Annotated in this window: 11 protein-coding genes and 2 pseudogenes; 4 read left to right on the forward strand and 9 right to left on the reverse strand. The window is 63.6% G+C overall.

Translation table 11 applies throughout. The features are described 5' to 3' along the window. Positions 1 to 94: 94 nt before the first annotated feature. Positions 95 to 1,303, forward strand: a complete 1,209-nt coding sequence (locus P9254_RS01700) for a DUF2865 domain-containing protein (RefSeq protein WP_278054053.1) — start codon at positions 95 to 97, stop codon at positions 1,301 to 1,303. Here P9254_RS01700 and gltX read toward each other — a convergent pair. Beyond that, complete coding sequence (gene gltX / locus P9254_RS01705; protein ID WP_278054050.1) at positions 1,221 to 2,594, reverse strand: glutamate--tRNA ligase; 1,374 nt, start codon at positions 2,592 to 2,594, stop codon at positions 1,221 to 1,223. The genes P9254_RS01700 and gltX overlap by 83 nt on opposite strands. 716 nt (positions 2,595 to 3,310) lie before the next feature. Here gltX and P9254_RS01710 point away from each other — a divergent pair. Beyond that, entirely contained in the window at positions 3,311 to 7,102 is a 3,792-nt protein-coding gene (locus tag P9254_RS01710) for a vitamin B12-dependent ribonucleotide reductase (protein ID WP_067328379.1), read from the forward strand. 158 nt (positions 7,103 to 7,260) lie between these two features. Beyond that, entirely contained in the window at positions 7,261 to 7,632 is a 372-nt protein-coding gene (locus tag P9254_RS01715; protein ID WP_067328377.1) for a VOC family protein, read from the forward strand. Between the two features lie 232 nt (positions 7,633 to 7,864). Here the strand turns inward: P9254_RS01715 and P9254_RS01720 are convergent, their stop codons facing one another. The 5 genes and pseudogenes from P9254_RS01720 to P9254_RS01735 all read right to left on the reverse strand — a co-directional run bounded on the left by P9254_RS01720 (position 7,865) and on the right by P9254_RS01735 (position 11,549). Next, positions 7,865 to 8,347 carry a DUF2314 domain-containing protein gene (locus P9254_RS01720; protein WP_067328374.1) on the reverse strand — a complete coding sequence of 161 codons (483 nt, stop codon included), beginning with the start codon at positions 8,345 to 8,347 and terminating at the stop codon, positions 7,865 to 7,867. Positions 8,348 to 8,485: 138 nt separating this feature from the next. Next, a pseudogene (locus tag P9254_RS01725) lies at positions 8,486 to 9,343 on the reverse strand (glycoside hydrolase family 25 protein); the annotation flags it as partial. 144 nt (positions 9,344 to 9,487) lie between these two features. Continuing rightward, a pseudogene (locus tag P9254_RS29050) lies at positions 9,488 to 9,625 on the reverse strand (GH25 family lysozyme); the annotation flags it as partial. A gap of 211 nt (positions 9,626 to 9,836) precedes the next feature. Beyond that, positions 9,837 to 10,622: a phosphodiester glycosidase family protein gene (locus P9254_RS01730; RefSeq protein WP_095825292.1), complete on the reverse strand. Its 786-nt coding sequence runs from the start codon at positions 10,620 to 10,622 to the stop codon at positions 9,837 to 9,839. Positions 10,623 to 10,676: 54 nt separating this feature from the next. Next, entirely contained in the window at positions 10,677 to 11,549 is an 873-nt protein-coding gene (locus tag P9254_RS01735) for an undecaprenyl-diphosphate phosphatase (protein ID WP_278054045.1), read from the reverse strand. 187 nt (positions 11,550 to 11,736) lie between these two features. Between P9254_RS01735 and P9254_RS01740 the strand changes: the two genes are divergently transcribed. Next, positions 11,737 to 12,648, forward strand: a complete 912-nt coding sequence (locus P9254_RS01740) for a hypothetical protein (RefSeq protein ID WP_095825290.1) — start codon at positions 11,737 to 11,739, stop codon at positions 12,646 to 12,648. Positions 12,649 to 12,680: 32 nt separating this feature from the next. Here the strand turns inward: P9254_RS01740 and P9254_RS01745 are convergent, their stop codons facing one another. The 3 genes from P9254_RS01745 to P9254_RS01755 form a co-directional block, all read right to left on the reverse strand. Beyond that, the gene (locus P9254_RS01745) at positions 12,681 to 12,893 is read right to left on the reverse strand and encodes a hypothetical protein (RefSeq protein WP_067328366.1); all 213 of its coding nucleotides are present in this window, start codon (positions 12,891 to 12,893) and stop codon (positions 12,681 to 12,683) included. Positions 12,894 to 13,047: 154 nt separating this feature from the next. Continuing rightward, positions 13,048 to 13,443: a GFA family protein gene (locus tag P9254_RS01750; RefSeq protein WP_095779642.1), complete on the reverse strand. Its 396-nt coding sequence runs from the start codon at positions 13,441 to 13,443 to the stop codon at positions 13,048 to 13,050. Positions 13,444 to 13,575: 132 nt separating this feature from the next. Further along, positions 13,576 to 13,824: a ParB N-terminal domain-containing protein gene (locus P9254_RS01755; RefSeq protein ID WP_095800826.1), complete on the reverse strand. Its 249-nt coding sequence runs from the start codon at positions 13,822 to 13,824 to the stop codon at positions 13,576 to 13,578. Positions 13,825 to 13,841: the final 17 nt, after the last annotated feature.

The following is a 13,841-nucleotide window of genomic DNA, read 5'->3' on the forward strand; positions in this document are numbered from 1 at the left end:
GCTCGCGCCAGCGGAATTGTGTTTGGGTAGTAAGCTAAGGAACAGTTAACCACGAACGCGGTAGCCTTCCACCGGCAATCGGGATTCCAGGCGAATGAAGGGGTTGAAGCTGACGCACCTTGCTGCGCTGCTTGCAGCGTTGGCGGCGTCGGCTGTCGCTGTGACCGAGCCGCACGCCGCTCCTCGCACCTGCCGCCAGCTCGAAGCGGAGCTTGCAGCCACGCGCGGCGGTGGCGGCGGTCCGGGACTGATCCGCAAATATGACGACGCGATCGCCCGCCAGCGCGAGCAGCTGGCCAAAGCGCGCAGCCGCGCCGGTGATGCCAATTGCGGCTTCACGCTGTTTTCGCGCAATGCCGGCCAATGCGCGGCGATCAATGCCTCGATAGAGCGTATGAACGCCAATCTCGACATCTTGCAGGCCAAGCGCGAGCGGCTGGCCGGCGGCGGCACGCGGCGCGACCGCAGCCGCATTCTTGCGGCGCTCGACGCCAATGGCTGCCGCGATAATGAAGTCGAGCCGCATCGCGCCCCGATCCAGGAGGCCGCCCGCAACAATGGTGGCGGCAATCTGTTCGAGCAGCTCTTCGGCCGTGGCGACGAGGAGATCGATACGCTCCACACGCCTGAAGCGCTTCCGCCAGACGATCCCAGCGCGCGCAACATCCGCCGGGTGATCAACCAACCCGACGGCATGGACCAGCCGAGAATGAACGGCGAGTTCCGCACCGTCTGCGTGCGCACCTGCGACGGCTATTTCTTCCCGATGTCGAACGCCGCCTCTGTTGGCGATTTCGAGCGCGATCAGAAGAATTGCGAATCGAGCTGCCCCGGCACCGAGATGCAGGTCTTCTACACGCGCGGCATGGACGATGACGCCGGCAACATGACGTCCTCGGCGACCGGCCGTCCTTACAGCGAGCTGCCGACGGCCTATCTCTACAAGCAGGCCAACTACTCGCGGCCGCCGCAATGCGGCTGCAACGCCCAGGCCGAAAACTTCTCGATCATAGGCGGCAATCCGCCCAATCCGGAACAGCCGCAGCCGGACAGCGGGGCGACGACCCTCGTGCCGGCGCCGGCGGCCAAGCTCGATGCTGGCGCCGATCCCGAAACGCTCGCCAACGCTGCAGGCGGGCTCGACCGCGCGGCTATCAAGCAGCTGACCGCCAAGGTGCCGGCGTCACCGGTTTCGGCCCTGCCGCCGGAACAGCGCAAGGTCAGGGTCGTCGGGCCAGCGTTCCTTCCCGACCCATCAGCGGCAATAGATCTGCAAGCTCCGGCCCGGAAGACCGCCCGGTAAGGGCGAGCCGCAGCGGCATGAACAGCGGCTTGCCCTTGCGGCCCGTCGCTTCCTTGATCTTGCCGGTCCAATCCTTCCAGACCGTGCCGTTCCAAGGCTCCTCCGGCAACAGGTCGAACGCCTGATGGAGGAAATCACGGTCCTCGCCGGAAAATTCCGCCGGCTCCTGCGGCCCGTCACTCAGGATTCGCCACCAGGCGACAGCGTCGGACAAACGGTCGATATTGCCGCGCACCGCAAGCCAGAAGGGCTCGGCCCTGTCGCCGGAAATGCCAAGCACAATCAGCCGGTCGCGCGCCTCCTCGAACGGCATTTGGTGCATCAGCGTGCGATTGAGCACGAAAAGCTCGTCGGGATCGAACTTGGCGGCAGACTTGGATGTCGCGGCCGGGTCGAAATGGCTGGCGAGCTCGTTGAGATCGTGCGCTGCCGTGACATTTTCCGATGTGCCAACGAGCACGGCAAGCGAGGCGACCGCCATCGGCTCGATGCCGTCCTCACGCAGGCTTTCGATCGACAGCGCGCCGGTGCGCTTCGACAGCCCCTCACCCGACACGGTGGTCAAGAGATTATGATGCCCGAACACCGGCGGCTCGGCGCCCAGCGCCTGGAACAAGGCTATCTGCACGCCGGTGTTGGTGACGTGGTCGTCGCCGCGTATGACATGGGTGACGCCCATCTCGATGTCGTCGACCACCGAAGGCAGTGTGTAGAGATAAGTGCCGTCCTCACGCACCAGGACCGGGTCCGACAGTGAGGCGAGATCGACGGTCTCCTCGCCGCGCACAAGGTCGTTCCAGTGCACCTCGGTCCGTTCCGGCTGCAGCGGGTCGCCGGTGAAGTTCGGCAGAAGAAAGCGCCAGTGCGGCCGGCGCCCGTCGGATTCGTATTCGGCCACCTGCTCCGGCGTCAGCGTCAATGCCTCGCGGCCATAGACCGGCGGCAGGCCGCGCGTGCGGCGCACCTTGCGGCGCAGGTCGAGCTCCTCCGGCGTTTCGTAGCAGGCATAAAGCACGCGCGCCGCCTTCAGCCGCTCCACCGCGGCGTCATAGACTTCAAAGCGACGCGACTGATATTCGGTAACGTCGGGAAAAATGCCGAGCCAATGCAGGTCATAGAGAATTGCATCGGCGAATTCCTGCGTCGAACGGGCAACGTCTGTATCGTCGAAGCGCTGGATGTAGCGGCCCCTGTTGTTCATGGCGAAAAGCCAGTTGAACAGCGCGGTGCGGGCATTGCCGATGTGAATGCGGCCGGTCGGCGACGGAGCGAAACGAACGGTAACTGTCATGAGCGGGGCGTAGCGAATGCTTCCAGGCTTGACAAGACACGCCCCCGCGCAGGGCAACAGATAGTCCAAGCCAGCTAAAATGAAAAGCCGCCCGTCGGGCCCGGCCCCGGGCAACCCGACGAACCGTCACCGTCAAATAAAGGCTTTTCGATGCGCCTTTCTGTCCCCGTTATCCACATATGTGAGACCCAACATATTGGGGTCACAAAACCTACAAAAACGAATCCTTGACGGGTCAGAACGAGTCGCTTTTTATAGGCCATGCGCTCCTGTTGCGGGCGTGACCGGAGAGTTCAGAGGCCGGTCTTTTTTCCCGGATTTTGTGCGTTTTGCCCACATTTCCGCCCGTTCACGAGGCCGGCGGAAGCGTTGGGAATGATGGGGCTTGGGTGGGCGAAAGGGAGAATTGTCGGGCTGGAAAAAATGATCTGTTAACACTATATTTAGTGTTTGCAGGCAGGCTCGACACCTAGATAGTGTGAACCTCCCTCTTCCGAGGGAATCGACAAAAGTTTCAGTTTTGAGAGACCCGTGGGTCGGCCTGCAGCCTGGGTGAGCGCCTGGAAGGGCGTTTGCTTGTCTGCACGGTGTTGCCCGCGACGAGGAGAATGCCGGCGTCGCCTGCGATGCCGGCAAACGGCGGACCGTGCTTTTCGCCTGGCGGGGCAGCAATCCCTGGGGAAAAGCGCTATATGTAGACAAAAGGGACCGGACCAATGCGCATCGAGCGTCGCTTCACCAAGCCAGACCAAGCAGGTCAAGAAGGGGTAGCTTACGCGGAGATCGAATTCCGCAAGGCTCTGTCGGAGATCAAGAATCCCGACGGCTCGGTGGTGTTCCGCCTCGACAACATCGATGTGCCGGCGCAGTTCAGCCAGGTCGCGGCCGACATCCTGGCCCAAAAATATTTCCGCAAGGCCGGCGTCCCGGCGCGCCTGAAGAAGGTCGAGGAGAACGACGTCCCCTCCTTCCTGTGGCGTTCGGTTGCCGACGAGGCCGAACTCGCCAAGCTCCCCGAGGCCGAGCGCTATGGTTCGGAAACCGATGCTCGCCAGGTCTTCGACCGGCTGTCCGGCACCTGGACCTATTGGGGCTGGAAGGGCGGCTACTTCAAGTCCGAAGAAGATGCCCGCGCTTTCCGCGACGAGCTTGCCTATATGCTGGCCACTCAGCGCGTGGCGCCGAACTCGCCGCAATGGTTCAACACCGGCCTGCACTGGGCCTATGGCATCGACGGGCCGAGCCAGGGTCACTTCTATGTCGACCCCTTCACCGGCAGGCTGACCAAGTCGAAGTCGGCTTACGAGCATCCGCAGCCGCATGCCTGCTTCATCCAGAGCGTTCAGGACGACCTCGTCAACGAGGGCGGCATCATGGACCTGTGGGTGCGTGAGGCGCGCCTGTTCAAATACGGCTCCGGCACCGGCTCGAACTTCTCGATGCTGCGCGGCGAAGGCGAGAAGCTGTCCGGCGGCGGCCGCTCGTCCGGCCTGATGAGCTTCCTCAAGATCGGCGATCGCGCGGCGGGCGCCATCAAGTCGGGCGGCACGACGCGCCGCGCCGCCAAGATGGTCATCGTCGACGCCGACCATCCCGACATCGAGGACTTCATCGACTGGAAGGTCAATGAGGAGCAGAAGGTCGCCTCGCTGGTGACCGGCTCGAAGATCGTCAAGAAGCACCTCGAAGCGATCATGAAGGCCTGCGTCAATTGCGAAGGCAATGGCGACGACTGCTTCGACCCGGCCCTCAACACCGCGCTGAAGCGCGAGATCAAGGCGGCCAAGAAGGACGCCGTGCCGGAGAACTACATCTATCGCGTCATCCAGTTCGCCCGCCAGGGCTACACCTCGATGTCGTTCAAGACCTACGACACCGACTGGGACTCTGACGCCTATCTCACCGTTTCCGGCCAGAACTCCAACAACTCGGTGTCGCTGAGGGACAATTTCCTGCGCGCCGTCGAGGCCGACGGCGACTGGCAGCTCACCGCCCGCAAGGACGGCAAGGTGCTGAAGACGCTTAAGGCGCGGGATCTCTGGGAAAAGATCGGTTATGCCGCGTGGGCGTCCGCCGATCCCGGCCTGCATTTCAACACGACCATGAACGACTGGCACACCTGCGCCTCCGCCGGTGCGATCCGGGCCTCCAACCCGTGCTCGGAATACATGTTCCTCGACGACACGGCCTGCAACCTCGCCTCGATCAACCTCCTGCCCTACCGCAAGGAAGACGGCACGATCGACATCGCCGCTTACGAGCACACCGTTCGGCTGTGGACCGTCGTGCTCGAGATCTCGGTGATGATGGCGCAGTTCCCGTCGAAGGAGATCGCCAAGCTCTCCTACGACTACCGCACGCTCGGCCTCGGCTACGCCAACATCGGCGGCCTGTTGATGACGTCCGGCATTCCCTACGACTCCGACGAGGGCCGCGCGATCTGCGCCGCGCTCACGGCCATCATGACCGGCATCGCCTATGCGACCTCGGCCGAAATGGCTTCCGAGCTCGGCGCCTTCCCGGACTATGACCGCAACGCCCAGAACATGCTGCGCGTCATGCGCAACCACCGCCGCGCCGCCTATGGCGACAAGGACGGCTACGAGAAGCTCGCCGTCAATCCGGTGCCGCTGGTCGCCTCCGACCTGAAGCAGCAGGCGCTGGCCGAGCATGCCCGCGCCGCCTGGGATCGCGCCATCGAGCTCGGCGAGGAGCATGGCTATCGCAACGCGCAGGCGACCGTGATCGCGCCGACCGGCACGATCGGCCTGGTCATGGACTGCGACACCACCGGCATCGAGCCCGACTTCGCGCTGGTGAAGTTCAAGAAGCTCGCCGGCGGCGGCTACTTCAAGATCATCAACCGCGCGGTGCCGGAAGCGCTGCGCACGCTCGGCTATTCCGAAAGCCAGATTGCCGAGATCGAGGCCTATGCCGTCGGCCATGGCAACCTCAACCAGGCGCCCGGCATCAACCCGTCTTCGCTGAAGGCCAAGGGCTTCACCGATGATAAGATCGCGGCGCTGAATGCGGCGCTGAAGTCGGCCTTCGACATCAAGTTCGTGTTCAACCAGTGGACGCTCGGCGCCGATTGGGTGAAAGAGACGCTCGGCTTCACCGACGAGCAGCTTTCCGACTTTTCCTTCGAGATGCTGCCGGCGCTGGGCTTCTCCAAGAAGGACATCGACGCGGCCAACATCCATGTCTGCGGTGCAATGACGCTCGAAGGGGCGCCGTTCCTCAAGGCCGAGCACCTGCCGGTGTTCGACTGCGCCAGCCCCTGCGGCAAGATCGGCAAGCGCTCGCTGTCGATCCAGAGCCACATCCTGATGATGGCCGCGGCGCAGCCCTTCATCTCGGGCGCCATCTCCAAGACCATCAACATGCCGAACGAGGCGACGGTCGAGGACGCCAAGAACGCCTACATGCTGTCCTGGAAGCTGGCGCTGAAGGCCAACGCGCTCTATCGCGACGGCTCGAAGCTGTCGCAGCCGCTCAATGCCTCGCTGCTCGCCGACGGCGAGGAGGACGAGGACGAGGCGGTCGAGCAGCTGATTGCGGCGCCCGCCGCGCAGCGCGCCGTGCAGGTGACGGAAAAGATCGTCGAGCGCGTCATCGAGCGTCTCTACCGCGACCGCGAGAAGCTGCCGAACCGCCGCAAGGGCTACACGCAGAAGGCGGTCGTCGGCGGCCACAAGGTGTATCTCAGGACCGGCGAGTTCGACGACGGCCGCCTCGGCGAGATCTTCATCGACATGCACAAGGAAGGTGCTGCCTTCCGCGCCATGATGAACAACTTCGCCATCGCCATCTCGCTCGGCCTGCAATATGGCGTGCCGCTCGACGAATATGTCGAGGCCTTCACCTTCACCAAGTTCGAGCCGGCCGGCATGGTGCAGGGCAACGACGCGATCAAGAACGCGACGTCGATCCTCGACTACGTGTTCCGCGAGCTTGCCGTCTCCTATCTCGGCCGCCACGACCTCGCGCATGTCGATCAGTCGGACTTCGACAAGACGGCGCTCGGCCGCGGCATCACCGAAGGCAAGGCGACGCCGTTCTCCAAGGGCCTCTATCGCGGTGCCTCGCCGGTGAAGCTGGTGTCGGCTGCCGGTTCAGACCCCAAGGGTTTTGGCGGCTCAGCCCCGACGACGGCCCCTGCCCGCGCAGCGCCCACCGCCTTCGCCGGCTCCAACGTGCTGGCGTTGAAGCCTGCAAGCGACGAGGCCCTTGCCTACAAGCGCGACTATGAGGAGCGCGCCAGGGAACTGGCCGAGGAGATGGTGGAAGAGGAAGCCGAGGCCGCCGGCGGCGCCGAGGCGTTCTTCACCGACGCCGCCGCCAACGAGGCCGCCGAGGCCAAGAAGCTAGCCGCCACCCGTCGCCAGCAGTCGCTGCTCCAGGGCTACACCGGCAACGAATGCTCGGAGTGCCACAACTTCACCATGGTGCGGAACGGCACCTGCGAGAAGTGCGACACGTGCGGTGCGACGAGCGGGTGCAGCTGAGGCCCGATGCCGCCAAGGCTGACAGTCGGCGAAGTTATTCGCAAGCTGGTGGCCGATGGCTGATCTGGTTGCAACCAAAGGCAGCCATCGCCAATATAGATCAAAGCCGGCCGCGTCACCGTGGCCGGCCGCACTGGCCTAATTGTCCAAGAGCTTCCATGATCGACCACATCACCATCGAAGTGTGCGACCTCGAACAGAGCAAGCTCTTCTACGAAAAGGCTTTTGCGCCCTTGGGCTACAGCCTCTCCTTCGGCAAGGAGGGCGTGTTCTGGGCCTTCGATGTCGGCAATGGCTGCCTGTTCGAGATCCAGAGCACCGGCGAGAAGCCGCCGCTCACCCATCTGCATGTCGCGTTCCGAGTGAAGAGCAAGGCGGAGGTCGATGCGTTCTATAGGGCGGCGCTGGAGGCAGGTGCCGCAGACAATGGCGCGCCCGGGCCGCGTCCGGACTACGCGGCGAACTACTACGCCTGCTTCGTGCTTGATCCCGACGGTTACAACATCGAGGCGATGATCAACGAGGCGTGACGGGCGATGCCCTTCGGCTTCGTCATTCTAGGGCGGAGCAAGGAGCGAAGCGACGCAGCGCAGACCCTAGAATCCATGCCGTTACATCAAGGCGCTGCGGCGTTTCAGAATTCTGCACGCTGCGCCCTACGGCAATGGTCACGGCATGGGTCCTCGGGTCAAGCCCGAGGACGACGAAAGCCCGATGGACGGCCTCTCCTCCGCTCTTGTGGGGAGAAGGGAGCGCCGCCCGTCAATCCTTGAACGTGATCCCGTATTTCGCCGCCTGTTCCTTCGGCATGTCGGCCAGCGCTTGGCGCACCGTGTAGCCGCCATAGACGTCGCCGCCGTTGCGGATCATCCAGTCCTCGACATCGGCCTCGGCAACCGTCATGCGGTCGCCCATCTTGTACTGGTTGCCGTTGACGGGCTTGTCGGCCAGCAATCCGACGAAGCGGCCGTCGCTGAAAGCCACAAGCTGCATCCAGATATGCTCGGTGGCGCCGTTCTGGGTCAGCGGGAACTTGACCGTATAGGTGCCAGGCGTGCGGGCGGCCATCAACTCATGGAAGCGGGGTAGCGTCGAGTGGCCCTTGGCCTTAGCGCCCTGCATCGCCTCGTCGGTGGTTGAATAGGCGACCACATTGGCGTTGGGCGTATTGCTGCGCAGGTGCGAATTGAAAAATCCGTAGCCGACGGCGGCCACCACAGCGGCAGTGACAATCAGTTTGCGCATAGACCCCTCCAAGACGCGATCACGAACACGTTACCGGAAGGCCGTTGCCGCGCCGCTAAGGGAGACGGTGAGTCGATGGTTAGAGAAATCCTGAAATTGCCGTCGATCGCCGCCCCGCGCCGGGTGAAGCATACGGCCTCAATTCGCGTCGGCCACCACCTCGCCGCCGCCCAGCCACCTGCGCCACTGCCGCTCGTCGCCGTGGAAGACATTGAGGTCGATGCGGCCGCTCACGCCATGCGAGAGGCCAGAGCCCGAATATTGCCAGAACAGCCAGTTGCGGCCCGGATAGACCTTTGACGGATGGGCGGCCACCGCGCGCAGCCAGAACGGATAGTCGAGGAATGCGCCGCGCAGATTGTCACGATAAAAATCCGGCGACGTGTAGATGATGGGCCGCTGGCCGTAATGGCGCTCCAGCTTGTCCATGAACACCTGCATCTTCTCCAGCACCTTCTGGCGCGAAGGCCGGCGCTTGCAGGAGGACTCGCCGTTCCACTCGACATCGATGACCGGCGGCAGCGCGCCTTGGACCCGCGGCACGTTGCGGATGAACCAGTCGGCCTGTTCGCCGGCGGTACGGCACCAGTAGAAGAAATGATAGGCGCCGCGCTTCAGCCCGGCGGCATCGGCGCCGCGCCAGTTTTTCATGAACATCGGATCGAGATGGTCGCCGCCGTCGGTCGCCTTGATGTAGGCGAAGTTGGCGCCCTGGGCGCGCAGCTTTTGCCAGTTGATATTGCCCTGCCAGCGCGACACGTCGACGCCATGGACGGCAAGGTGCCTGGGCGAGGCGCGGCCGAAATTGATCGGCTTGGCATCGCGAAAGGCATAGCGGGTAACAGGGCCAGCAAGCATCGCGGGCGCTGCGCGGGACAGCCGCTTCGGCGGCGAGACGAGTGCTGCGGCCTCGACCGGAGGCTCGACCGTATCCGGCAGGTCCGGCGCCGGGAATGCCACCGTCTCTTCCTCGGCCAAGCCAAAGGGACGCGAATTCTCATCCCCTGGACGCGCGTTGTCCTCGTCAACACGAGCATTCTGGTCGCCAGGGAGCGACGCCGGCGGCCTGATGCGCGCCGCGCCCGCCATGGAAACGGTCTCCACCGTCATCGCAGCGTCGGCGGTCTTCACTGCCTTCGTCACCGGCGCGCTTGGCCGCACGACCGAACTGGTCGTCTCGTTCGACGGCATCTGCAAGGCATCGACGCCCGAGGTAGACGAGCAGCCGGCAAGGCAAAGCCCTGCAAGCACGAAACTGACGACGCCAAAAATCCGCATCTTGACCTGTACGCAAAACAAAACAGACCGAGGGCCGGAACAGCGCCGCCGGAAGCCCCATTCCTAATGAGAAATTACCAACAAAGTTTGAATCAAAATTTACCTTTGGTTCAGCGGGGCGATTCGCCAGGCGAGCCGACAATGAAAGCTCCGTCTTTGTTTGCACGCAATTTCCGAACGGCACACCGCTTCTCGGTTTTCCTCGAATTGCTTAGCGCCTGAACACGCCGATCATCGGCCCGAGATTCCAGAAATCGTCGTTGCGGCCAATGGCCGGCGCATAGAGGCTGGAGATCGAGCCGTCGAGGAAGAGCGCGTTGGGACAGCCGAGTTCGTCGCGGAACAGGCGCGCGAATTCGTGGAAAGTCACCACGTCGTTCGAGATGGCGAAGACGACGACGCCGTCGCCACGCACGCCGACGCCGTCGCGGATTTTTCGCGAAGGGCTGTCGGCCTGGAATTTCGGATGCAGCTTTCCGTCGATGACCAGCATCGGCCCGGACTGGGTGGCATAGTCCACCTTCGGGGAACGCTTCAAATAATCCTTCGTCGCGCGAACGCCGGCCTTGCCGTCGCTAAGATAGAAGACGCCGTTGGGCTGCATCGAGAAATTGCCGGAGCCGGCCCCGGTCTTCGCCGACGCGATCTGCTGCCCGCGCTCGACATAGAGACCGACAGGCGCGAGATTGGGATGGTACATGCCGGCATTGATGCCGAAGAGCATGGTGCGTCCGGCCGCCTGCTGCGCGCTTCGAAGATTGTGCAGCGACTGGTAGAGCTTGCCGTCGGGATCCTTCCAGAACAGCTCGATCGAGTAATGCTTCGGGTCCGTCTCGCAGACGAGATAGGTCGCGGTCTCGAAGGTGTGATTGCGGCACGGCGGCAGCGCTGCGACCCATTGGCTCAGCCCCAGGCCCGCACCGACTACTGCTGGCACCGCCGATTTCACCAGCGCTGCCAGCAACGGCAGCGATTGCAGCAGCGTTGCAATGTCCATAGGCGCACCCGAAGCAAGGTTCAGGTGCCGGTATAGCGGATTCGGTGAAAGCCTCTAGCTCAGCCAGCCGACGGCGACGCCGATCAGCAGCACGACGCCGAGCAGGCCGCGATAGATGACGAAGGGCCAGGCGGAAAAGCGCTCGAGCACGCGCATCAGTCCCCATATGGCGAAGAAGGCGGAAATCGAGGCGACGACGAGGCCGACCGCCAGGACCGACCAGCCATAAGCGCCGAGGTGAATCTTGTGCAGTTCCCAAAGCTCCTTCAGGCCTGCCAACGCGATGGCCGGCAGGCCGAGCAGGAAGGAAAGCCGCGCCGCCTCCGGGCGGGCATAGCCAAGACCCAGCGCCGCCGTCAGCGTCGATCCCGAGCGCGACACGCCGGGAATGAGCGCGCCGACCTGGGCCACGCCGACGAGCAAGGCGTCGAGCACGGACACCTTGTCCAGGGTCAGCCTGTGGCGGGCATAGATTTCCGACAGCGCAAGCAGCACGGCCATGGCGATGCAGGCCCAGCCGATCACGGCCAGCCCGCGCAACGGCGAGTTGCAGGCATTGAGCACGCTGGATAGCGCGAGGCCGGCGATGACGATCGGAACGGTGGCAAGCTCGATGCCGATCGCCAGGCGGAAATAGCGGTTGGCATAGTCGCGGCGCGCGAGCGCCGCCAGCGACCCCACCGCGACTTCCCTGACGTCGCTCCAGAAATAGCTGATCACCGCGGCAAGGGCCGCGAGTTGCATAGCCGCAGAAAAGGCCGAGCCCGGGTCCTGCCAGCCAAGCACGGCGGGCACGACGCGCATATGCGCCGTCGAAGAGATCGGCAGCAGTTCGGTGATGCCTTGCACGATGCCGAGAAACGCCACCTTGGCGTAGCCCAGGCTGACAAAGCCGGTGTCCAATCCCTGCGTGCAGACGTCCGTCATCCCTGTCCTTTCCCCGGCGAAAAATGAATTGTTATGCGCAAAGCCCCTCAAGGGCAGGCTTAGCCTCATGGTACGGCGAAGCCAATTCACGGATTTGTAAGGTGCCGCTTATCCTGCTTGACAACAGGCGCTTCCATATTATCATGCGCTAATCTTACACTGTAAGGCAGATCGGAGGAGGACTAGCATGTCGACTGCCGCCCTCTCGGAACTGCAGCCGGTCGTCCCGCCGGTGTCGCACCATCCGGAAATCGGGATCGAGGAGGTCTCGCGTGATTTGAGCCGCGCCATCGAGCGCGCAGAGGTCAATGCCTGGCTCGATCTCTACGATGCCGCGCCCACGGAATTCGCCGCGCGGCACGGCTTGTCGCTCGCCCGCGACGGCGACCTCGTCTGGACCACCTGCACGACGATCCCTTTCATCCATTTCAACTGCGTGAAGAACATCGGCGTCGACGGCCCGGCCACGGAAGATCAGCTCGATTCGCTGCTGGCGCATTACCGCGCTGCCGGCATCTTGCGGCCGTGGTTCTGCACAAGCCCGCACACCGAGCCTTCCCGGCTGCGCTGCTGGCTGGAAGCGCGCGGGCTCCAGCATCAGAGCGGCTGGGAACGAATTTTTCGCGTCGCAACGCCGCTGCCTGCCGAGCCGCTGTTCCCGGCAGACGATCTGTCGGTCGAAGAGGTTACGTCCAAGACCGCTCCCGAATGGGCCTCCTTCATCGATGCGAAGTACAGGCTGCCCACCTCGCCCTGGCTCATCGCGCTGGTCGGCCGCGAGGGTTGGCGTCACTACATGCTGAAACGCGATGGCGCCGTGGCTGCCGTGCGTTCAATGTTCATCTCGGATGGCGCCGCCTGGAGCGGGATCGACGCCCCGGTGCCTGGCATCATGGCGCCGAGCTTCGACCTCGACGCCATGCTTGGCGAAAGGCTGGTCCGCGACGGCATAGCCGCCGGCGCAAGACTGTTCGTCGCCGACATCGAGGCGCCGCGCCCCGAACGCGACGGTCCGGCCTACCGCAACTACGCCCGGCTCGGCTTCAAAATTGCCTATCTCCGCAGTCATTACAGCTATTTGCCGGCGCATTCGAGCTGATCGGAAAGAGCGTCAGTTCGGCGCGACGCGCTTTAGCGGTACAGCCATTGCTTCAGGCAGCTTCTGGCCACGATATGCGCCGGCGGCAGCACCGGCTGGTCGAAGCGGGAATCGTCGGCAGCCCTGTCGCGAGCCTTTTCCAAGAGCAGGCGAAGCTCGGCCGGGCGCACGCGGTCTCGCTCCATCACGAGTTGGATCATCGGGTCGTTCAAAAGCTCGTCCAGGGGGTTGCTGCTCTCGCTCATCCGTCGCCTCCTCGATGCCTTCCCGCGTGGCGCTTTAGATAGGCAGCCAATGATGGCCCGCCAATGACGCTTTGCCGGCTATCTCGTGAATCGAAGATGAAATTTTTGTGCAGGCATTCTTCCTTCTCCCATTGTTGTGGGAGAACGGAAAACTCTATGCCGGCGGTGCCCCCTCATATTGCGGCAGGCCGTCATCCAGCCGCACCCAAGGCTGCTTCGAAGCGGTCCAGAAATGCATGTCGGGCTTGAACGCGGACGGATCGTCGAGCGAGCCGGATGTGACGCCGAGAATGCCCCTGGAGTCACGTCGCGAAAAGATCGTCGTGCCGCAAGCCGGGCAGAAGCCACGCTTGAGGTCCGGCGAGGAATTGACCGTCGCCACCGGCCCCTCGATCGTGACATCATCGATGCGAAACAGGAGCCGCGCATTGAAGGCGGCGCCGATCGCCTTCTGGCACAGCCGGCAATGGCAGACGCGCTCGTTGATTGGTTCGGCCTCGGCGCGATAGCGCACTGCGCCGCACAGGCATCCGCCCTGGTATTTCGCCATTTCCAAGTACCCGATTGACAGGAAGGCCGGCACGGTAGCGGCGAACATCGCAGCGTCAATTAAAAAGCATTGATAGGACGCGATCGCTCACGGTGATGCAGGGGCCGACACGGCAACCGATAGGAAATGGCGTCAGTGGCGGCGCGCCTGGACGAGATAGGCGTCGATCTCGGTTTCGCCGAGCCATTTGGCGGCTTCCAGCCGGTGCAGCCCCTCGATCAGGACATGGCGCTTGCCGTCGTGGCGCACCTGGATCGGGGTCTTCATGCCGTTCTCGAGGATATCCTCGGCAAGATGGCGCACCGTCTCCGGATGCAGCGTCTTGCGCCTCGCCATCGGCACATAGATGTCGTCGACCTTGACCCTTTGCACGCGCAGCATCTTGGCTCCCGGCGTTC

The sequence above is a fragment of the Mesorhizobium sp. WSM4983 genome, from assembly GCF_029625765.1.
Classification (GTDB): Bacteria; Pseudomonadota; Alphaproteobacteria; order Rhizobiales; family Rhizobiaceae; genus Mesorhizobium.